An 18,425-nucleotide genomic window follows, 5' to 3' on the forward strand; every position below is an offset into this window, starting at 1 on the left:
GGGCCAGGAACAGGTGCCGCCAGTGCCTCAGTCCGCCGCAACTCCCGCCATGGGCCGTGCCGGCGCGCTCGAGACCGGTTGCCGGCGCGGGAGCGGGCCCAGCGGCGACGCAGTGATGTTCTCGAACAGCTGCTCGACCCGGTGGCCGGTGTCACGGAAATGGCGCAGCGTCACCGCGCGGTTGCGCTTGCTCATCCGCTGGCCGGTCCGGTCGACGATCAGGTTGTGATGGTAGTAGCGCGGCGTCTTCAGGCCCAGCACCGCCTGGAGCAGGCGGTGGATATGAGTCGCGTGGAACAGGTCCTCGCCGCGCGTGACCAGGGTGACGCCCTGGAGCGCATCGTCGATCGTGACCGCCAGGTGGTAGCTGGTGCGCACGTCCTTGCGCCCGAGCACGATGTCGCCCAGCGACAACGGATCGGCGGTGACCTCGCCCGCCCGGCAGTCGAACCAGGATAGGGGCCCGGTCCGCTCCAGTGCCGCGCCCACGTCCAGGCGCCAGGCGAACGGCTCGCCGCGGTCCATCCGGATCTGCCGCTCGGCCGGGGCGAGGTGGCGGCAGGTGCCGGGATAGATCGGCTCGCCCGACGGGCCATGCGGCGCGCGGCCGGCCTCCTCGACCTCGACCTTCACCTGCTTGCGCGTGCAAAAGCAGGGATAGACCAGCCCCTCCTCCCAGAGCCACTCGATCGCCTGCTCGTACACGCGCAGATGCTCGGACTGGCGGCGCACCGGCTGCTCGTAGCGCAGCCTCAGCCAGGCGAGATCCTCGAAGATCGATTCGGTGAACTCGGCCCGGCAGCGGCCGTGATCGATGTCCTCGATCCGCACGAGGAACTTGCCGTCGCAAAAGCGCGCTGCGTCGTGGGCGAACTGGGCCGAATAGGCATGGCCGAGATGCAGGTAGCCGGTGGGCGAGGGAGCGAACCGGGTGACCCGCACCGGCTCGTCCGCGAACAAAGGCGGCAGCCTGTCATGACCAGCGAGAACCAAGCTCGACCCTTTCCCTGTCGTGCCAGTTGCATCGCCTGCCACCGGCTTTCATGGTGCCCATCTTGGTTGTCCTGCAGGACACGCCGCAAGCATCGAAGAATGACCGATCTGCCCAGCTTCATCCATGGCCCCGCCAGCGGCACCAGGCCCAGTGCCTGTGTCGTCCTGCTACACGGCCTGGGCGCCGACGGTGCCGACCTGATCGAGCTGGCGCCGACCCTGGCAGAATCGCTGCCGGGCGCGGTGTTCCTGGCCCCGGACGGCCCGCAGCCCTGCGACCTGGCCCCGTTCGGCCGCCAGTGGTTCTCGCTCCAGTCGCGGCTGCCGGCCGACCTGGCGCGCGGCATCGAGGCGGCATCGCCGGTCCTGGCGGGCTTCCTCCAGGCGACGCTCGAGCGCTTCGGCCTGCCGGCTTCGGCCCTGGCCCTGGTGGGCTTCTCCCAGGGGGCGATGATGGCGCTGCACACCGGCCTGCGCATGATCGAGCCGCCCGCCGCCGTGGTCGCGCTTTCCGGGCGGTTCCTCGCCGCGGGCGACCTGCTGGCCGCTTCCAGGCCGCCCGTGCTGCTCGTCCATGGCGAGATGGACGATGTCGTGCCGTTCAGCGAGATGGCGGCCGCACGTGCAGCACTCGCTGGGCTGGGCGTGCCGGTCGAGGCCCATGCCCGCCCGGGCCTGGGCCACGCCATCGATCCTACGGGCCTCGGGCTCACCGGCGCGTTCCTGCGCCGCCACCTGCCTTGAGCGCTGCACCCCTGATGGCCGACGGGATCCGGATCCGCCTGCTGGACGCCGCCGAGGCCGGCATGCGGCTGGACGAGCTGGCCGCCATCCTGGCCGACGCGGTGGCGTCCGAGGCCTCGGTCAACTTCCTGGCCGGTTTCTCCGCCGCTGACGGCCGCGCCTTCTGGCAGGACCAGCTGCCCAGCCTGGCCGCGGGCTCCAGGCTGCTGCTCGTCGCCGAGGACGAGGCGGGGCTCGCGGGCACGGTGATGCTGATGCTCGCCCACCAGCCGAACGCGCCGCACCGGGCGGAGATCGGCAAGATGCTGGTCCACTCGCGCGCCCGGCGCCGCGGGCTCGGCCGCCGCCTGCTCCAGGCGGCCGAGGCGGCCGCCCTCGGCACCGGCCGGACCCTCCTGATGCTCGATACCGAGACCGGCAGTGCCGGGGAGCAGCTCTACCGCAATTGCGGCTGGATCGAGATCGGCCAGGTGCCGGGCCACAGCTACACGGTCGACGGCCGGATCGGCCGGACCACCTTCTTCTACAGGCAACTGGCCGCACTCATCCCGCTTTGCCCAAGCGCCCCAGCCTGATCCGCCCGGCATCGGCCAGGATATGCCGCCACGACGAGCTCGGTCCGGCCTGGCGCCTGAGCAGCCGTTCCAGCCGGCCCCCGCGGATGGTCATCATGTTACCGGATGCCTATGATCATCTCCATTTAGGCTGCGGATGACCGATCCTGCTGGTGCCCTCACCCTCTTGACGAACCTTTGAGAAGGCTTGCCCCTCGTGCCGTTCCGTTCCGTCCTGTCCCGCTTCGGCATCGATCCCTACCTGATCGCCCTGATCCTGACGGTCGCCCTGGCCTCGCTGCTGCCGGTGTACGGCATGGGCGCCGAGATCATGGGCCATGTGGTCTATGCCGCGGTGGCGCTCCTGTTCTTCCTCTACGGGGCCAAGCTCTCGCCCAAGGCGGTGCTGGAAGGGCTGCTGCACTGGCGGCTCCAGTCGGTCGTGTTCCTGAGCACCTTCCTCCTGTTCCCGCTGATCGGCCTTGGCGTCACCTGGGCGGTGGGGCCGTTCCTGCCGGACGAGCTGGTGGTCGGGCTGATGTTCCTGTGCGTGCTGCCTTCCACCGTGCAGTCCTCGATCGCGTTCACCTCGATCGCGCGCGGCAACGTCCCGGCGGCCTTGTGCAGCGCGTCCCTGTCCAATCTAATGGGCATGGTGCTGACCCCGCTGCTGGTGGCGCTGCTGCTCAGTTCCAGCGGGGTGAGCTTCAGCCTGGATTCCTTGTGGAAGATCCTGCTCCAGCTGCTGGCGCCGTTCCTGGCGGGCCAGGCCCTGCGCCCGCTGATCGGCGGATGGCTCGCGGCACGCAAGCGGGTGGTGGGGCTGGTCGACCGCGGCTCGATCCTGCTCGTGGTCTATGCCGCGTTCAGCCAGGGCATGGTCGCCGGGATCTGGAGCCAGCTCGGCTGGGCCGACCTGGCAATCGTCCTGGTCCTGGACGTGCTGATCCTGGCCCTGGTCCTGGCGTTCACCACCCTGGTCGGCCGGCGCGGCGGCTTTGCCAAGGAGGACGAGATCGCCATCGTGTTCTGCGGCTCCAAGAAGAGCATGGCCGCCGGCATCCCGATGGCGCACATCCTGTTCCCGGCCGCGACCATGGGCATGATCGTGCTGCCGCTGATGCTGTTCCACCAGATCCAGCTCTTCGTCTGCGCGACGCTCGCCCAGCGCTATGCGCGCCGTCCCGACGGGAAGGCGCTTGGCAAGGTCGAGGAGCCCAAGGCCGGCAAGGTGACCGCGGTGCCGTCCTCCGTCTGAGCGCTCAGACCCGGATGACCCCGTTCAGAAGGCGCAGGACCGGGTCGGTCAGGCGCCGCCCGGCATCGGTGACCGCCAGGCAGTAGCAGTCCTCGCCGCGCTCGGCCCAGGGCCGGTGGTCGACGCTGGCATCCGCCAGCGCCAGGTCGCCGCGCCGGTAGCTCCCGGTATTGTCGCGATAGGCGCCGCGGATCACCACGGTCAGCTCGGTGCCCTCGTGGGTGTGCCTGGGCACCGGCCAGCCGGCCTTCAGCCGGAAGAACCGCGTATCGTAGCCGGGAATGTCGGTCAGGAGCGGATACTCGGACAGGGGGCCGCGCCAGACCCAGGGCAGCTCGTCCAGCGGAGCCGGCAGGTGGCGCGCCAGCACCGCCGGGATGCCCTGGTCCAGCCCGTGCAGCACCGGTACTGGCGGCGCCGGCGCATCGAGCCGCGCCAGCACCGCCTCCAGGCTGCCCGGTGCCGGCGGCACGTCGTCCAGCTCCTCCAGGAAGGAGCCGCCCAGTGCCTCGTAGGCCAGGAGCTGGCTGTACGCTGTCCGGTTGAGCGCCACATGGGTCGCGACCGCCAGGGCCAGGGGCTCCGGCAGCCGGCCTGCGGCATAGGCCAGGAGCAGGTCGTGGCGCATCTCGTCCATGGCGCCGCTCATGGCTCGGACTCCTGGCCCTGGCCACCGCCGATCAGCGTCCGCATCTTGCCGAGTGCGAGCCGCAGCCGCGATTTGACCGTGCCGAGCGGCAGCGCCATCTCCTCGGCGATGGCGCTGTGCGACTTTTCCTCGAAATAGAAGATCTTCAACAACCTGGCCTGTTCGGGCGGCAGCGTCGCCACCGCTTCCAGCATGCGCTCGCGCATCTGCCTCGCCGCCACGATCTCGTCACCGAGCGGCTGGCCGTCCGGCTCCTCCAGCGCGCGCTCGTCCAGCTCCGCTTCCGTGCCCCGATCGCGCCGCAGGAGGTCGATGCGCCGGTTGCGGGCGATGGTGTAGATCCAGGTCGCCGGGGAGGCCAGCCGCCGGTCGTACTGGCCGGCCCGGCGCCACACCGACAGCATGACCTCCTGGCAGAGATCGTCCGCCGCCGGGTCGGCCACGCCCAGGCGGCGCAGGTACGACTTCACCTTCGGCGCGAAGTGGCGGAACAGCAGGGCGAACGCCTCGCGGTCGCCGCTGGCGGCCACCTGCTCGATCAGCAGGGCCAGGTCCGGCGGGGCGGTGCCGTCTGCCGGCTGGTGCTGGCTCTCCATGGGAATGGTTATCGTCCGGCATCGCGCAGGATCAAGCCGTCCCCGCCCATCCGGCTGGCCCCGTCAGCCATGCCCGACCGCCGCCCGCCAGCGCTGCTGGTATTCCGCCAGCCCCGCGAGCTCGGCCGGGGCCACCGGCGTCAGCTCGATCGGCGGGGTCGGGCGGACCTTGCGCCAGTGGAGCTCCGCGGCACCCAGCGCCGTGCTGTCCGGCTCGGCCGAGACGGACAAAGGCTGCGGTGCCCGCAGCGCCGCCAGGATCGGAGCATAGAGCCGGTCCTTGGCCAGCCCGCCGGCCAGGATCATCTGTCCCTTGCTCTTGAGCAGGTCCAGGACCACGTCGGTGCCGAGCGCCACGTAGAGCGAGGCCAGTGCTTTGGCCTCGGTCGGATCGACCAGCTCCGGGCCGATCAGCCGGCCCTTGCCGGCCGTGCCGGGGAAGGTGTCGCCATTGGTGCTGAAGGTCGGCAGCGCCATGGTGCCCCGCTCGATCAGCCGGTGCACCACCGCCCAGTCGGGCTCCCCGCCGCCGCTGCCCTCGAGCTGGGCGACCAGGTCGAACTCGCGGCCGGCCATGAACCTCGCCGTGGCGACCGGGCGGCCGGTGAAGTCGGTGTTGCTCACCATGTCGCGCGCCGGGTCGAGCTCGGCCAGCGGCAGGTCGGTGTCGAAGGTGATCAGCCAGGTGCCGGACGAGAGCAGGGTGAAGTGGTCGAGCCCGGCCATCCGGTAGCGGCCATAGTCGGCATTGCTGTCATGGATGCCCACCAGCACCGGTGTTCCGGCGGGAATGCCGGTCTGCTCGGCCAGCTCCGCCCGGATCGGGCCCAGCACGTCGCCGGCGCGGCGCCGCTGCGGGAACAGCCGGTCGAAGCCGAACCGGCGCGCGGTGCTGGACCACTCGCCGGTCGAGGTCGCGATCAGCTGGGTCTGCGCACCCAGCGCGCAATGCTCCCAGGCGAGCTGCCCCGAGAGGCGGTAGGCCCAGTACTGGCCAAGCGGCACCACCGTCCTGACCTTTGCGAACTGTTCGGGATGCTCGTGCCGGGCGCGCCAGAGCTGGCGGGCCAGCAGCATGCCGTTGGGTGCGATCGAGCAGAAGGTCTCGTTGAACGGCGGGGCGACCTCGGCATAGCTCCGGATCACCTCCTCCGGATGCTCGTCCTCGTAGTCCATGATCGGGAAGGCCAGCTCGCCCGCCTCGTCCAGCATGGCGCAGGTCGAGCCGTAGGCGGTGGGCACGATCGCCACGACGTTCACCTCCCGCGCCAGCTCGCCGAGTGCCTCGATCATCCAGGCCTCGGTGGCCCCGACGTCGGGATGCCGCCAGGGCGGGCCCGGCAGGGTCGGGTTGGGCGTGCGGCGCTGGGCGAGGACCTTGCCGCCTGCTTCGATGGCGAGCAGCTTCACGTTGGTCTTGCCGACGTCGAGCACCAGCACCGCATCCCGCCGACCTTCGCCCATTCCGGTGCCCCCCGCTCGATTGCTGGCATGTTGACAGAGGTGCTGACCACGGCCCAGCCTTTCCTCCGTCCGGCGCAGGGAGTTGGCAGGAACATGGCGAAGGTCAAGCACCGCAAGCTCCGGCAGGAGATCATCGACGCCTGCCTGCGCATGACCGAGCTCGGCATCAACCAGGGTACATCGGGCAACATCAGCGCGCGGATCGACGAGGGCATCATCATCACGCCCACCGGGATCCCCTATGAGGACCTGACGCCGGCCGACCTGCCGGTAGTGTTCTGGGACGGGACCTATGAGGGCGACCGGATGCCGTCCTCGGAATGGCGCTTCCACTGGGACATCCAGCGCAGCCGCCGCGACATCGACGTGGTGGTGCATAACCACGCCATGCACTGCGTGGCGCTGGCCTGCATGCACGCCTACATCCCGGCCTTCCACTACATGGTCACGATCGCAGGCGGCCACGACATCCGCTGCGCCCCCTATGCCCGCTATGGCACCCAGGCCCTGTCGGATCATGCGATCGAGGCGCTGAAGGACCGCTACGCCTGCCTGCTCGCGAACCACGGCATGATCGCGATCGGCCCGACCGTGAAGAAGACCCTGAGCCTGGCGCACGAGGTCGAGGTGATGGCGGCGCAGTACTGGCGGGTCCTGGCCGCGGGCGAGGTGAAGCTGCTCAGCGCCGAGCAGATGGACGACGTGCTGGTCCGCATCCGCAACTACGGCAAGCAGCCCGACGAGATCCTGGACGGCACCCCGCCGGCCATGGAGCCGCCGCCGAAACGGACGTGACACCGGACCTGTTCGTCCGGATCTCCGCGCTCTACGCGCGCCCGGGCGTGGCGGAGCGCTGCCTCCTGCTGCAGGACGAGTTCGGCCTGGACGTGAGCCTGGCGCTCTCGGCCGCCCTGGACGGCTGGATGGGGCGGGCCTGGACCGCTGCGGACCTGACCCGGCTGCGCGCAGACGGCTGGGACGAGCGTGCGCGGGTCGTCCAGGCACTGCGCCGGGCGCGTCAACTCGCCAAGCCGCTGGCCGCGACCGACACCGGCATGGCTGCCTTGCGCCGGAAGATCCTCCAGGACGAGCTCCAGGCCGAGCGACTGGCGGTGGACTGGCTGGCAGGCCGGCTGGGCCCGCCCGCCGATGACGAGACCGGTTCTGCCGCCACCGCGGCCGCCAACCTGCGCCTCGTCGCCGGTGAGGCGCTGCCACAGGCGCTGCTGGAACCGATTCTGGCCGCCCTGCGAGGTTGACAGGCAGCCATCGGCATGCCGACCAAGTGGCTTGGCCGGCGGCATCGACTGGACCGCGCAGCGCGCATGGAACTCTACCTTCCGATCGCCGAGATGTCGGTGGACATGGTGGTGCTGCTGGGTCTCGGCGCGGTGGTCGGATTCCTGTCCGGCATGTTCGGGGTGGGCGGCGGCTTCCTGATGACCCCGCTCCTGATCTTCCTGGGCATCCCGCCCGCGGTGGCGGTCGGCACCCAGGCCCTGCAAATCCTGGCATCCTCGTTCAGCTCGGTGCTGAACCATGTCCAGCGCAAGACGGTCGACCTGAAGATGGGCGGCGTGCTGGTGGCGGGCGGTGTCGTCGGTGCTGCGATCGGCATCGTGCTGTTCCGGGTGATCCGGGCGCTGGGCTATATCGACGTCACCATCGCGTTCGCCTACGTGATCCTGCTGGGTGCCGTCGGCTCCACCATGCTGAACGAGAGCCTGCGCACGGTGCTGCAGACCATGCGGCCCCGCCCGGTGAGCCAGCCCAAGCGCGGCCACCGCCACGGCTTCGCCCATCGCTGGCCGCTGAAGGTGCGCTTTGCCCGCTCGCGCCTCTATATCAGCGCGCTGCTTCCGGCCCTGATCGGGGCCGCGGTCGGCATCCTCACCGCGATCATGGGCGTGGGCGGCGGCTTCGTGATGATCCCGGCGATGATCTACCTGATCGGCATGCCGGTCTCGATCGTGGTCGGCACCTCTTTGTTCCAGATCACCTTCGTGGCGGGACTCACCGCCCTGCTGCAGGCCACCTTCAACCAGACGGTCGACATCGTGCTGGGCCTGCTCCTGATCGTGGGCGGGGTGATCGGCGCCCAGCTCGGCACGCGGGTCGCGATGCAGTTGCGCGGCGAGTACATGCGCCTGTTCCTGGCGGTGCTGATCGTGCTGGTCTGCCTGAAGCTGGTCTACGACCTGGTGGCCACGCCGGTCTTTCCCTACGAGCTGGTGAGCTGAGCCCGCCCCGGGTGATGCGTCGTCCCGATCGGGCACCGTAAGCCCATGAGGGCGGTTGCTGCCGGTGAACCGCCCTCCCGGGAGAATGATCCACCCATGCACAGCCGGCTCGCCATCGTCCGGGACAGGCTGCAGACCGGGCTGTGGCCGATCCCGATCGGCATGATCCTGCTCACCATCCCACTCTACGCGGCCACCTCCTGGATCGATGCCCGAATCGGCGACGCCAGCGGGCTCTTGGGCGGCTGGCTGCACAGCGGCAGCGGGGACGACGCGCGCAACCTTCTCTCGACGCTGCTGTCGGCCCTCATCACCATGGCCACCATGGTTTTCTCCATCACGATCGCCGCTCTGTCGATCGCTGCTGGCCAGTTCGGCTCACGCCTGATCCGGACTTACATGGAGGATATCCGGACCAAGCTGGCGGTCGGCTTGTTCACGATGGCGATCATGTACTGTTTCCTGGCGCTGCGCTCGGTGGGCAAGGACATGCCGGCGGCCGAGGTGCCCCACGTCCTGGTCTCCACCGGGCTGGGTCTGGGTCTGGTCTGCGTGCTGTTCCTCCTGTTCTTCCTCCATGCCGTGGCCCGCTCGATCCTGGTGGACGAGATCATCCGCCGCGTGGCGCACGAACTGGAAGAGAACATCGAGGCGCTGGCCCCGCTCGGCGAACCTTCGGACGAGGTCCCGGTCGAGCAGGTGTGGCCCCCTGGCGTCGAGCACAAAGCTGCTCTCCTGTCATCGCGCCGAGGAGGCTATGTCCAGGCGGTCGAGCATGACCGCCTGGTCGAATTCGCATCGCGCCATAGCATGCTGATTCACCTGGAATTCCGGCCGGGTAACTTCATGAGCGAGGGCGACCTGCTGGTGCGTGTCCATCCCGCGGACGCGCTCACACCGGAGACCGCCGCGGCCATTCAGGAGGCGATCCTGATCGGCAGCCAGCGCACCCCCACGCAAGACCTGGAATTCACCATGCGTCACCTCGTGGACATCGCGCTGCGGGCCCTTTCTCCCGGCATCAACGACCCCAACACAGCCCTGGTGGTAGTCGACCATCTGCAGGGGGGCTTGTCGCGGCTGATGGGCAAGGCAATCCCGCCGGCCATTCATCGGGACGAGACGGGCGAGCCCCGCGTGATCGACCGGCCCAACGGCTATGCCGGCCTGCTTGCGGCATCCTTGCACCAGATCCGTCAGGCGGCCGCCTCGCAGCCCGCCGTGATCATCGGAATGCTGCGGGCGATCGGGCGGATCGCGGAGCATGTGCGCCTGGCCGAGCAGCGCGAGGCCCTGCTGCACCATGCACGGCTCATCTGTGCGGCAGGCCTACGGGAAACCGCGGAGCCTGCGGATCGCGACGACATCGAGGCGGCCTTCGCTGCAACGGAGCGCAAGCTCGGCCAGGTGCTGCCGAGAAGGCCACAGCCTGCCGGGGATGGGCTGGAGCTGGACCTGGTCCGCTGAGGTCGGGCGCAGATGCCTCTTCTGGAGCCCGCCGCCATTCGTTATGGGCAATCCCGTGCGACGGCGGCCGGACGGTCAATGCCGGCCGGCACCGGGGAGGAACAGAACATGCTCAAGGGAATCGATCCGCTCCTGAACGCGGACCTGCTCTACGTGCTGCGCGCCATGGGCCATGGCGACGACCTCGTGATCGCGGACGCCAACTTCCCGTCCGAAACCATGGCGACGCGCAAGCTGATCCGCATGGATGCCGCCGACGGGCCGCGGGTCCTCAAAGCCATCCTCTCGGTGATGCCGCTGGACGACTTCGTGCCGGACCCGGCGCTGCGCATCGCGGTGGTGGGCGACGAGGCGTCGGTGCCGGAAGTGTGCGCCGAATACGGCACGCTGGTGAACGAGGCGTCCAAGGGCAAGGTACAGCTCGGCCAGATCGAGCGGTTCGCCTTCTACGAGCGCTCCAAGAAGGCATTCGCGGTGATCGCTACCGGCGAGACCCGCCTTTATGGCTGCATCATCCTGAAGAAGGGCGTGATCCGGCCGGGCGAGTGAGCGGCATGTTCGCCGGCTGCACCTGGCTGAACGAGCCGCCCTCCTGGCGCCTGGAGAACGGCGGGCTCCGCGTCGTCACCGGTAGCCGCACCGATTTCTGGCGGGAAACCCATTACGGCTTCACCCGGGACAGCGGCCACTTCTTCTTCAGGCCGGTCACGGGCGACTTCACCGCCGAGCTGCGGGTGCGGGCCGACTACCAGGCGCTCTACGACCAGGCCGGCCTGATGGTGCGCATCGACGCGGCGAACTGGGTCAAGGCCGGCATCGAGCTGTCGGACGGCTGGCCGCTGCTGAGCAGCGTGCTGACGGTGGGCCGGTCGGACTGGGCGACCGGCCGCTTTGCGGGCGATCCTGCCGACTTCTCGCTGCGTGCCACGGTGCAGGACGGGGTGCTGCGCCTGCAGGCCTCGGCCGACCGGATCACCTGGCCGCTCCTGCGCCTGGCGCCGTTCCCCAGGGCCGAGCACTATCTGGTCGGGCCGATGTGCTGCACGCCCGAGCGGGCCGGGCTGGAGGTCGGCTTCTCGCAATTCTCGGTCGGGCCGCCGAACGGCAAGGACCTGCACGACCTGTCCTGAAGGCTGGTGATCAACCGCGAGGAAGTTTTTGCTGCGCTGCGGCAAGAGCGTGGAATCTCGCTTGCAGTTCCTATATAAGGCAAGCCACGTTCCGCGAGCAGCCAGCTCGCGCCCCCCATCACGGCCGAGCACAGGGTTTCATGGATCTGCGTAACATCGCGATCATCGCGCATGTCGACCACGGCAAGACCACTATGGTCGACAAGCTTCTCCAGCAGTCCGGATTGTTCCGAGAGAACCAACAGGTCCAGGAACGGGCCATGGATTCCAATGACCTGGAGCGCGAGCGCGGGATCACGATCCTGGCCAAGTGCACCTCGGTCGCCTGGAAGGACACCCGCATCAACATCGTCGACACGCCCGGCCACGCCGATTTCGGCGGTGAGGTCGAGCGCATCCTCGGCATGGTCGACGGCGTGGTCCTGCTGGTCGACGCCTCGGAAGGCCCAATGCCGCAGACCAAGTTCGTGCTGGGCAAGGCCCTGCGCCTCGGCCTGCGCCCGATCGTGGTCATCAACAAGGTCGACAAGCCCGACCAGCGCGCCCACGAGGTGCATGACGAGGTGTTCGACCTGTTCGCGGCGTTGGACGCCAGCAACGAGCAGCTCGACTTCCCGACCGTGTTCGCCTCGGCCAAGAACGGCTGGGCGGCGCATGATCCGGACGGGCCGCGCGAGAGCCTGGCTCCCCTCTACGACCTGATCGTCTCGCATGTCCGTCCGCCTCAGGTGGACCTGGAAGCGCCCTTCTCGATGCTGGCGACCACGCTGGAGGTGAATCCCTATCTGGGCCGCCTGCTCACCGGCCGCATCGCGTCCGGCCGTATCCGGCCGAACACCACGATCAAGGCGATGAGCCGCACCGGTGAGCTGCTGGAGCAGGCGCGGGTCACCAAGATCCTGGCGTTCCGTGGCCTGGAGCGGACCCCGGTCGAGGAGGCCGAGGCCGGCGACATCATCGCGATCGCGGGCATCCAGAAGGCGACCGTGGCCGACACGCTGTGCGACCCGTCGGTCAGCGAGCCGATCCCGGCCCAGCCGATCGACCCGTCCACCATCGCCATGACCTTCTCGGTCAACGACAGCCCCTATGCCGGCCAGGAAGGCACCAAGGTCACCTCGCGCGTGATCCTGGATCGGCTGCGCCGCGAGGCCGAGGGCAATGTCGCGATCAAGGTCACCGAGACTGCCGGCAAGGACGCCTATGAGGTGGCCGGCCGTGGTGAGCTCCAGCTCGCCGTGCTGATCGAGCAGATGCGCCGCGAAGGCTACGAGATGTCGATCAGCCGCCCGCGCGTGCTGATGCAGATCGACGAGAACGGCCAGAAGCTGGAGCCGATCGAGGAAGTCACCATCGACGTCGACGAGGAATATTCCGGCATCGTCGTCGAGAAGCTGACCCAGCGCCGCTCGGAGCTGAAGGACATGCGCCCAGCCGGTGCCGGCAAGCAGCGCCTGGTGTTCCACAGCCCGTCGCGTGCGCTGATCGGCTATCTCGGTGAGTTCCTGACCGACACGCGCGGCACCGGCGTGCTGAACCGGATCTTCCACGCCTTCGAGCCGTTCAAGGGTGTGATCGCCCAGCGCCATACCGGCGTGCTGATCAGCAGCGAGCAGGGCGAGGCGGTGGCCTATGCGCTGAACTATATCAGCGAGCGCGGCCCCCTGTTCGTCCACCCGGGCGAGAAGCTCTATGCCGGCATGATCATCGGCGAGCATACCCGGGACAACGACCTCGAGGTCAATCCGGTCAAGACCAAGAAGCTCACCAATATCCGTGCGGCTGGCAAGGACGACGCGATCAACCTGTCCCCGCCGATCCGGATGACGCTGGAAAAGGCCATCGCCTACATCGCCGACGACGAGCTGGTCGAGGTGACGCCCAAGGCGATCCGGCTGCGCAAGCGCTATCTCGACAGCAACGAGCGCAAGCGGATGTCCAGGCAGAGCGAAGCGGCCTGATCAGGCACGCCGGGTTCGAGGGAATGGAGCGGACGGCTTGCCGGCCGCTCCATTCGTTTGGGGTGCAGCCCATCTTGAAGCTGCGGTAATTGATCAGTGCAACCCGGTACTAATGCCGCGGGCCATCGCCTATATTGACGAACGCAGATCGTCCTGATGGGCCAGCGCCATGCAACGCAAGCTCGCCGCCATCATCGCCGGAGACGTGGTCGGCTACAGCCGGCTCATGGCCGAGGACGAGGCCCAGACCTATAGCGAGCTGCGGGCTGCCCTCCGGGAGATCGTCGAGCCGGCCGTGCAGCGCCATGGCGGCCGGACCTTCAAGTACACGGGTGACGGCTTCCTCACCGCGTTCGGCAGCGTCAACGCGGCGCTGGAGGCGGCCATCGACATCCAGCGGGGCTTCGGCACCTGCCCCCTGGACCTTCGGCTCGGCCTCAATCTCGGTGATGTCATCGAGGAGGACGGCGACATCTTCGGCGACGGGGTGAACGTCGCCAACCGGCTGCAGGCCATGGCCGAGCCCGGCACCATCTATGCCAGCGCCTCGGTCGTGCGCAGCGCGGACAAGGAGCATGTCGCCCGCTTCCGGCGAATCGGCCGCCGGCAAGCGAAGAACATCCCCGAAGCGATCGAGGTCTATGCCATGCACCCGGACAAGGCGGCGCCCAATGGGCTGGCGCGCCTCCTGCCGGCCCGCCGGCTGTCCTGGTCCCGGCCACGTCCGACCGTCCTGGCGAGCATTTGCGCTGGTATCCTCGTCACGGGCTTCATCGCGGCCGGCAGCTGGACGGAGCGCGCCGCAGCACCGCCGGCAGCGGGCAGCACGTCCGGATCGCTGCGTGCCACGGCAGCGGACAGCCGGCCGACCGTGGCGGTGCTGCCCTTCGACGACCTGAGCGCCGAGCCGAGCCAGACCTATTTCGCCGATGGCCTGACCGAGGACGTCATCGCCAATCTCGCCCGCAATCGCGAGCTGATGGTGATCGCGCGCAACTCGACCTTCGCGCTGGGCGACCAGCCGGCCGACATCCGCGAGATCGGCGAGCGGCTGGGTGCACAATACGTGGTGGAAGGCAGTGCCCGGCGGGCAGGCGACCAGCTCCGGGTGGTGGCGCAGCTCATAGACGCGCGGAGCGGCACGCATCTCTGGTCGCACAGCTACGACCAGCGCATCGAGGACGTGTTCGCGGTCCAGGCCGATCTCACCGCCCGGATCGTCTCCTCGCTGGTGTCCTATGTGCGCCAGAGCGAAGCCGCGGCCGCCGTGGCCCGCCCGACCGCGGACCTGCGGGCCTACGACCTCGTGCTGCGGGCGCGCGGCCACCACAAGCATGGCGGTGCGGACCGGGCAGCACTGCTGGAGGCGCGGGACCTCTACGGGCGGGCGGTGGAGCTGGACCCGCGCTATGCCACGGCCCGCGCCTATCTCGGCCTCACCTATATCTCCGAGCAGTTCGGCTGGCCCACCGCCGACGCGGCCGAACTGGTCGCGCGCGGCCTGGCCGAGGCCCGCGAGGCGATCCGGCTGGAGCCGGACCTGCCGCTGGCCTACCAGGTGCTGAGCTTCGGGCTGGCGGCCAGCGGCGAGTATGAGGGCTCCATGCGCGCGGCGCAGCGGGCGGTGGAGCTGAATGGGAGCGATCCGGACAGCCTGATGGCGCTGGCCAAGGCGCAGCTGCGCTTTGGCGCCTATGACGAGGCGGTCGAGAATGCCGAGCGGGCGCGTCGCCTCCATCCCCTCGCACCCGAATACTACGCCTACATCCATGGCCAGGCACTCTATGCCGCTGGCCGGCTGGAAGAGGCGGACGAGGTGCTGGCCGAGTGCACGTTGCGGGCACCACAGGACCCGGACTGCCTGAAGATCCGTGCCGCGGTGCTGGTCGGCCTGGAGCGGCCGGACGAGGCGCGCGCCGCGATGACCGAGCTGCTCCGGCGCGAGCCCGACTTTTCGCTGGCCGGGGAAGAGGTCGGGCGGCGCTTCGGCAACTCGCCGCTGATGCGCCGCTTCCTGTCCGACCTGTCGCGCGCCGAGGCGCCGCCCTCCGCCGCTTGAGGCCGCTCAGGCGGCAACGGCCGCCCGCGGCCGACGGTCGAGTGTTCCGGCCGACAGGGCGAGTGCAGTCAAAAGGCCGGTCAGCTCCGCGACGAGCCTGAACAGCGGCGGTACGACTTGATGCACGCAGCGACGCGGCATTTTCTCCGAATGCCGCTGGGCAATATGCAGCCGTGCAGCCTCGAGCGGCTGCCTACCCTCCAACGGGAGGGATGCGGCAGCAGCGCGTCCGTGGCATCGGTGGTGCCAGTGCCACACGAGGAGACCCGCACCTGCCATGCCGATGTCCGACTATGTCCGCAAGCTCCGCAGCCATCTGGGCAGCGACCTCATCCTGCTGCCCTCGGCGGCGGCGGTGATCCGGGACGAGCGGAACCGGATCCTGCTGGTCCGGCAGATCGACAACGGCGTCTGGTCCACGCCGGGCGGGGCGGTCGACCCGGACGAGAGCCCATCGGACGCGGCCGTGCGGGAGGCGTTCGAGGAGACCGGCTATCTGATCGAGTTGGTCCGGGTGCTGGGTGTCTATGGCGGCCCGCAATACCGTGTGACCTATCCCAACGGCGACGTGACTTCCTATGTCTCGACCGGGTTCGAGGCACGGGTGGTCGGCGGCACGCCCAGGCCGGACGGCGAGGAGACCTCGGAGCTGCGCTGGTTCACGGAGGACGAGCTGGCAGGTGTCGAGCTCAGCATCTGGGCACGGGTGATGGCGGCCGACCTGTTCGCCAACCCGGCCGCCACCCGCTTCCCGAAGCCCGGCTGGCGGCCGTCATCCGGCACGCCAGCCTGAGCCGCGCTCAAGGCCTCAGAACTTCACCGTCGTCCCGAGCCAGAACCGGCGGCCGTCACCCACCGTGTTGTAGGCATCCGGCTCGAGCTGCTCGTCGCCGACATTGTAGACGGCGAAGTTCAGCAGCACGTTCTCGGTGAGCGTGTAGTTGGCGCCGATGTCGAAGGTCAGGTAGCTGTCATACTCGCGGGCGACCACGGTGCCGTCCCGCTCGATCGCGCCACCGTTCTGGCCTAGCCGCGTGCCGGCGTTCAGCTCCTTGCCGTGGTAGTCCGCGCGCGCCCAGGTGAGCAGGCCCGCGACCGGCGTGGTCCAATCCACCCGCAGGTTCGCCAGATGCTCCGGCGTGCGCGCCAGCGGCAGGCCCTTATAGGCGCCGGTCTTCTGCTCGGAATCGGTGTAGGTGTAGCTGCCGGTGAACGTGATCGTCTCGGTCGCCTGGACCGTCGCGGACAGCTCCACGCCCTGGATCACCGCGTCGTCGATATTGTAGCTGTACCAGAGCCGGTAGTTCGGATCCTCGGGCCAGCGCACCGGGTTGCCGTCCTCGTCCAGCACCAGCGCGTTCGAGACCTTGTCCTCGAAGTCGGTGTAGAAGTAGGTCGCGTTCGCCGAGAGCCAGGCGAAATTGTTCCAGCCGACGCTGAACTCGTAGCTGGTGCTCTTCTCCGGCTCGAGGCCGGGATCGCCGATGATCACGCCGCAGGTGCCGTTCGGGCCGTAGCTGCAGCCGCCGCCGCCCGTGGTGTAGGCGTAGCCCGGCGAGATCGTGCGGATGTCCGGGGCGCGGAAGCCGGTGGAGACGCCGCCCTTGATCGTCCACATCTCGGTCGGGTGCCACACCGCGTAGCCGCGCGGGCTCCAGTGCGCGCCATAGACCTCGTGGTCGTCGACGCGCAGGCCGCCGGTCAGCGAGAAATCGTCGGTGACCAGCCACTCGTCCTCGATGAACAGGGCCTGCTGCCAGACCTTGAACTTCTCGTCCTGGCCGGTGCGCCGGCCCGGGTTCTGGTCGGTCAGCTCGGTGCTCATCCACTGGCCGCCGATCACCAGCGAATGGAGGCCCACCACCGGCAGGTCGAGCGGCAGCTGGACCTTGCCGTCGATCACCGTGTTCAGGATCTCGGGCGAACGGGCGTTGCGGACCAAGCCCTCCTCGTCCGAGCGGGTCCAGGAGCGCCGCTCGGCCTTTTCCTGCAGGATCGAGAGGTCGGTCGTACCGAAGTCCCAGCGGCCGGTATGGCTGAGCGAATAGAACAGGCGGTCCTGCTTGCTGCGGGTGTCGTTCCCGTCCGCCTCCACGGTCTTGCCGGCGGTGGCGTTGCGCTCGAGCCGGGTGTAGCCGCCGGTGAGCACGATGTCCTGGTTCTCGGTGGGCGTGAGGGTCAGCTTGCCGCCGAGGTCATGGTCGTCGGCCTCGCTCCAGCCGCTCTCGATCTTGTCCTCGCCCCGACCGTAGAGCCGGCCCCAGAGCTGCAGGCCGAGCAACTCGCTCACGATCGGCCCGCTCAGATAGACCTGCGCCTGGCCGGAATTGCCCGAATCCGAATCCTCCTGCAGGGTGCCGTCGAGCGAGACCGAGCCGCCCCATTCATCCGCGACCTTGCGGGTGATGATGTTGATCACGCCGCCCATCGCGTCGGAGCCGTAGAGCGAGGACATCGGCCCGCGCACCACCTCGATCCGCTCGATCGCTTCCAGCGGCGGGATGAAGTTCTGCTCGTAGCCGGCATTGCCGTTGGTGCGGATGTCGCGGGTGCTCTGGCGCTTCCCGTCCACCAGGATCAGCGTGTAGGCGCCGGGCAGCCCGCGGATGAAGATGTCCTGCTCGTTGGCGGTGCCGGTGACCGCCACGCCCGGCACCTCGCGCAGCGCGTCGGTCAGGTCGTGGAACTGCTCCGTTTCCAGTTGCTCGCGGGTGATGATCGAGATGCTGGCCGGGGCGTCCTGGATCTCCTGGGCGAAGCCGGAGGCGGTGACCACGACCGGCGACAGGCTCATGGCCTGAGGTGCTGCCGCGGCACCGCCTTCGGCCAGCGACTCCGATTGAGCAAATGCCTGGCCGGCCAGGGCCAAGCAGGAAACGGAGGCGTACCAGAAAGTACGCAGCACCGAGCGCGACATCGAATCCCCCCGAAATACCGCCTCGGACGCGCACGCGCGGAAACGCGCGAGGTGAACCCTGTCGGGGGTCATCCTAGCGGCAAGCAAAAACTAAGTGTTCAGGTGTGCTAGATCGAGAGGTGATGGAGTGTAAACCTGAAATGACGTTGTTTAGAACAACAGTAATTTGAGCAACAGTTATATCGTATAAAACGATTTCACAGAATGGGCATCGTCGGAGATCGGATCATTTCCGGCTCGTACATCGAGCTAAGAGCCCGTTTGAGAATGGCTATGGGTGGCTGATGCGGCGTAGCAGCAGGCTGCCCATGGCGACGTGGATGAAGGCTTCGGACACATCGAGCCTGGCCTCGTAGTCCCGCACCAGGCGGCGCCAGCGAACCATCCAGCCGA

17 protein-coding genes and 1 pseudogene are annotated in these 18,425 nt (G+C 68.7%); 12 read left to right on the forward strand and 6 right to left on the reverse strand.

What is annotated here, in order from left to right:
• Nucleotides 1-27: 27 nt before the first annotated feature.
• A complete protein-coding gene (gene gluQRS / locus HLA95_RS19975; RefSeq protein WP_255592104.1) occupies nucleotides 28-993 on the reverse strand; it encodes a tRNA glutamyl-Q(34) synthetase GluQRS in 966 nt (321 codons plus the stop codon).
• 99 nt (nucleotides 994-1,092) lie between these two features.
• Here gluQRS and HLA95_RS19980 point away from each other — a divergent pair, with 99 nt between their 5' ends.
• The 3 genes from HLA95_RS19980 to HLA95_RS19990 all read left to right on the forward strand — a co-directional run bounded on the left by HLA95_RS19980 (nucleotide 1,093) and on the right by HLA95_RS19990 (nucleotide 3,549).
• Nucleotides 1,093-1,737: an alpha/beta hydrolase gene (locus HLA95_RS19980; protein ID WP_191062631.1), complete on the forward strand. Its 645-nt coding sequence runs from the start codon at nucleotides 1,093-1,095 to the stop codon at nucleotides 1,735-1,737.
• Nucleotides 1,734-2,312: a GNAT family N-acetyltransferase gene (locus tag HLA95_RS19985; RefSeq protein ID WP_222184306.1), complete on the forward strand. Its 579-nt coding sequence runs from the start codon at nucleotides 1,734-1,736 to the stop codon at nucleotides 2,310-2,312. Before HLA95_RS19980 ends, HLA95_RS19985 begins: the two co-directional genes overlap by 4 nt.
• A 196-nt stretch (nucleotides 2,313-2,508) precedes the next feature.
• A complete protein-coding gene (locus HLA95_RS19990; RefSeq protein ID WP_191062172.1) occupies nucleotides 2,509-3,549 on the forward strand; it encodes a bile acid:sodium symporter family protein in 1,041 nt (346 codons plus the stop codon).
• Nucleotides 3,550-3,553: 4 nt separating this feature from the next.
• Here the strand turns inward: HLA95_RS19990 and HLA95_RS19995 are convergent, their stop codons facing one another.
• The 3 genes from HLA95_RS19995 to HLA95_RS20005 form a co-directional block, all read right to left on the reverse strand.
• A complete protein-coding gene (locus tag HLA95_RS19995) occupies nucleotides 3,554-4,198 on the reverse strand; it encodes a ChrR family anti-sigma-E factor (RefSeq protein WP_222184308.1) in 645 nt (214 codons plus the stop codon).
• Nucleotides 4,195-4,794, reverse strand: a complete 600-nt coding sequence (locus tag HLA95_RS20000) for a sigma-70 family RNA polymerase sigma factor (RefSeq protein WP_191059075.1) — start codon at nucleotides 4,792-4,794, stop codon at nucleotides 4,195-4,197. The genes HLA95_RS19995 and HLA95_RS20000 overlap by 4 nt, the downstream gene beginning before the upstream one ends.
• Nucleotides 4,795-4,857: 63 nt before the next feature.
• Nucleotides 4,858-6,258 (reverse strand): FGGY-family carbohydrate kinase, encoded by a 1,401-nt coding sequence (locus tag HLA95_RS20005; protein ID WP_222184310.1) that lies wholly within the window; start codon nucleotides 6,256-6,258, stop codon nucleotides 4,858-4,860.
• A gap of 93 nt (nucleotides 6,259-6,351) precedes the next feature.
• On the opposite strand from HLA95_RS20005, the gene HLA95_RS20010 reads away from it, so the two are divergent.
• From HLA95_RS20010 to HLA95_RS20050, 9 genes are all read left to right on the forward strand, one after another.
• Nucleotides 6,352-7,053 carry a class II aldolase/adducin family protein gene (locus HLA95_RS20010; RefSeq protein ID WP_191059073.1) on the forward strand — a complete coding sequence of 234 codons (702 nt, stop codon included), beginning with the start codon at nucleotides 6,352-6,354 and terminating at the stop codon, nucleotides 7,051-7,053.
• On the forward strand, nucleotides 7,050-7,517 hold the full coding sequence (locus HLA95_RS20015; protein ID WP_191059072.1) for a TIGR02444 family protein: 468 nt from the start codon (nucleotides 7,050-7,052) through the stop codon (nucleotides 7,515-7,517). The genes HLA95_RS20010 and HLA95_RS20015 overlap by 4 nt, the downstream gene beginning before the upstream one ends.
• 66 nt (nucleotides 7,518-7,583) lie before the next feature.
• A complete protein-coding gene (locus HLA95_RS20020) occupies nucleotides 7,584-8,498 on the forward strand; it encodes a sulfite exporter TauE/SafE family protein (protein ID WP_191059071.1) in 915 nt (304 codons plus the stop codon).
• Nucleotides 8,499-8,594: 96 nt separating this feature from the next.
• Nucleotides 8,595-9,965 carry a DUF2254 domain-containing protein gene (locus HLA95_RS20025; protein WP_191059070.1) on the forward strand — a complete coding sequence of 457 codons (1,371 nt, stop codon included), beginning with the start codon at nucleotides 8,595-8,597 and terminating at the stop codon, nucleotides 9,963-9,965.
• 108 nt (nucleotides 9,966-10,073) lie between these two features.
• Entirely contained in the window at nucleotides 10,074-10,514 is a 441-nt protein-coding gene (locus HLA95_RS20030) for an RbsD/FucU family protein (RefSeq protein WP_191059069.1), read from the forward strand.
• 5 nt (nucleotides 10,515-10,519) lie between these two features.
• Nucleotides 10,520-11,095 carry a DUF1349 domain-containing protein gene (locus tag HLA95_RS20035; RefSeq protein ID WP_191059068.1) on the forward strand — a complete coding sequence of 192 codons (576 nt, stop codon included), beginning with the start codon at nucleotides 10,520-10,522 and terminating at the stop codon, nucleotides 11,093-11,095.
• A 140-nt stretch (nucleotides 11,096-11,235) separates the two neighbouring features.
• Entirely contained in the window at nucleotides 11,236-13,056 is a 1,821-nt protein-coding gene (gene typA, locus HLA95_RS20040; protein ID WP_191059067.1) for a translational GTPase TypA, read from the forward strand.
• Between the two features lie 169 nt (nucleotides 13,057-13,225).
• Nucleotides 13,226-15,115: an adenylate/guanylate cyclase domain-containing protein gene (locus HLA95_RS20045; RefSeq protein WP_222184312.1), complete on the forward strand. Its 1,890-nt coding sequence runs from the start codon at nucleotides 13,226-13,228 to the stop codon at nucleotides 15,113-15,115.
• Between the two features lie 277 nt (nucleotides 15,116-15,392).
• A complete protein-coding gene (locus HLA95_RS20050; RefSeq protein ID WP_191061315.1) occupies nucleotides 15,393-15,908 on the forward strand; it encodes an NUDIX domain-containing protein in 516 nt (171 codons plus the stop codon).
• A 15-nt stretch (nucleotides 15,909-15,923) separates the two neighbouring features.
• On the opposite strand, the gene HLA95_RS20055 is transcribed toward HLA95_RS20050, so the two are convergent.
• Nucleotides 15,924-18,032: a TonB-dependent receptor domain-containing protein gene (locus HLA95_RS20055; RefSeq protein WP_191061316.1), complete on the reverse strand. Its 2,109-nt coding sequence runs from the start codon at nucleotides 18,030-18,032 to the stop codon at nucleotides 15,924-15,926.
• A gap of 271 nt (nucleotides 18,033-18,303) precedes the next feature.
• Nucleotides 18,304-18,425 (reverse strand): annotated as a pseudogene (locus HLA95_RS20060) (IS5/IS1182 family transposase); the annotation flags it as partial.

It is taken from the genome of Geminicoccus harenae (assembly GCF_019800005.1).
Lineage (GTDB): Bacteria > Pseudomonadota > Alphaproteobacteria > Geminicoccales > Geminicoccaceae > Geminicoccus > Geminicoccus harenae.

Coding starts and splice junctions, on each gene's coding strand:
- HLA95_RS19980 (WP_191062631.1), top strand. CDS start 1,093: ATGACCGATCTGCCCAGCTTCATCCATGGCCCCGCCAGCGGCACCAGG.
- HLA95_RS19995 (WP_222184308.1), bottom strand. CDS start 4,198: ATGAGCGGCGCCATGGACGAGATGCGCCACGACCTGCTCCTGGCCTAT.
- HLA95_RS20000 (WP_191059075.1), bottom strand. CDS start 4,794: ATGGAGAGCCAGCACCAGCCGGCAGACGGCACCGCCCCGCCGGACCTG.
- HLA95_RS20005 (WP_222184310.1), bottom strand. CDS start 6,258: ATGGGCGAAGGTCGGCGGGATGCGGTGCTGGTGCTCGACGTCGGCAAG.
- HLA95_RS20010 (WP_191059073.1), top strand. CDS start 6,352: ATGGCGAAGGTCAAGCACCGCAAGCTCCGGCAGGAGATCATCGACGCC.
- HLA95_RS20020 (WP_191059071.1), top strand. CDS start 7,584: ATGGAACTCTACCTTCCGATCGCCGAGATGTCGGTGGACATGGTGGTG.
- HLA95_RS20025 (WP_191059070.1), top strand. CDS start 8,595: ATGCACAGCCGGCTCGCCATCGTCCGGGACAGGCTGCAGACCGGGCTG.
- HLA95_RS20030 (WP_191059069.1), top strand. CDS start 10,074: ATGCTCAAGGGAATCGATCCGCTCCTGAACGCGGACCTGCTCTACGTG.
- HLA95_RS20035 (WP_191059068.1), top strand. CDS start 10,520: ATGTTCGCCGGCTGCACCTGGCTGAACGAGCCGCCCTCCTGGCGCCTG.
- typA (WP_191059067.1), top strand. CDS start 11,236: ATGGATCTGCGTAACATCGCGATCATCGCGCATGTCGACCACGGCAAG.
- HLA95_RS20045 (WP_222184312.1), top strand. CDS start 13,226: ATGCAACGCAAGCTCGCCGCCATCATCGCCGGAGACGTGGTCGGCTAC.
- HLA95_RS20050 (WP_191061315.1), top strand. CDS start 15,393: ATGCCGATGTCCGACTATGTCCGCAAGCTCCGCAGCCATCTGGGCAGC.
- HLA95_RS20055 (WP_191061316.1), bottom strand. CDS start 18,032: ATGTCGCGCTCGGTGCTGCGTACTTTCTGGTACGCCTCCGTTTCCTGC.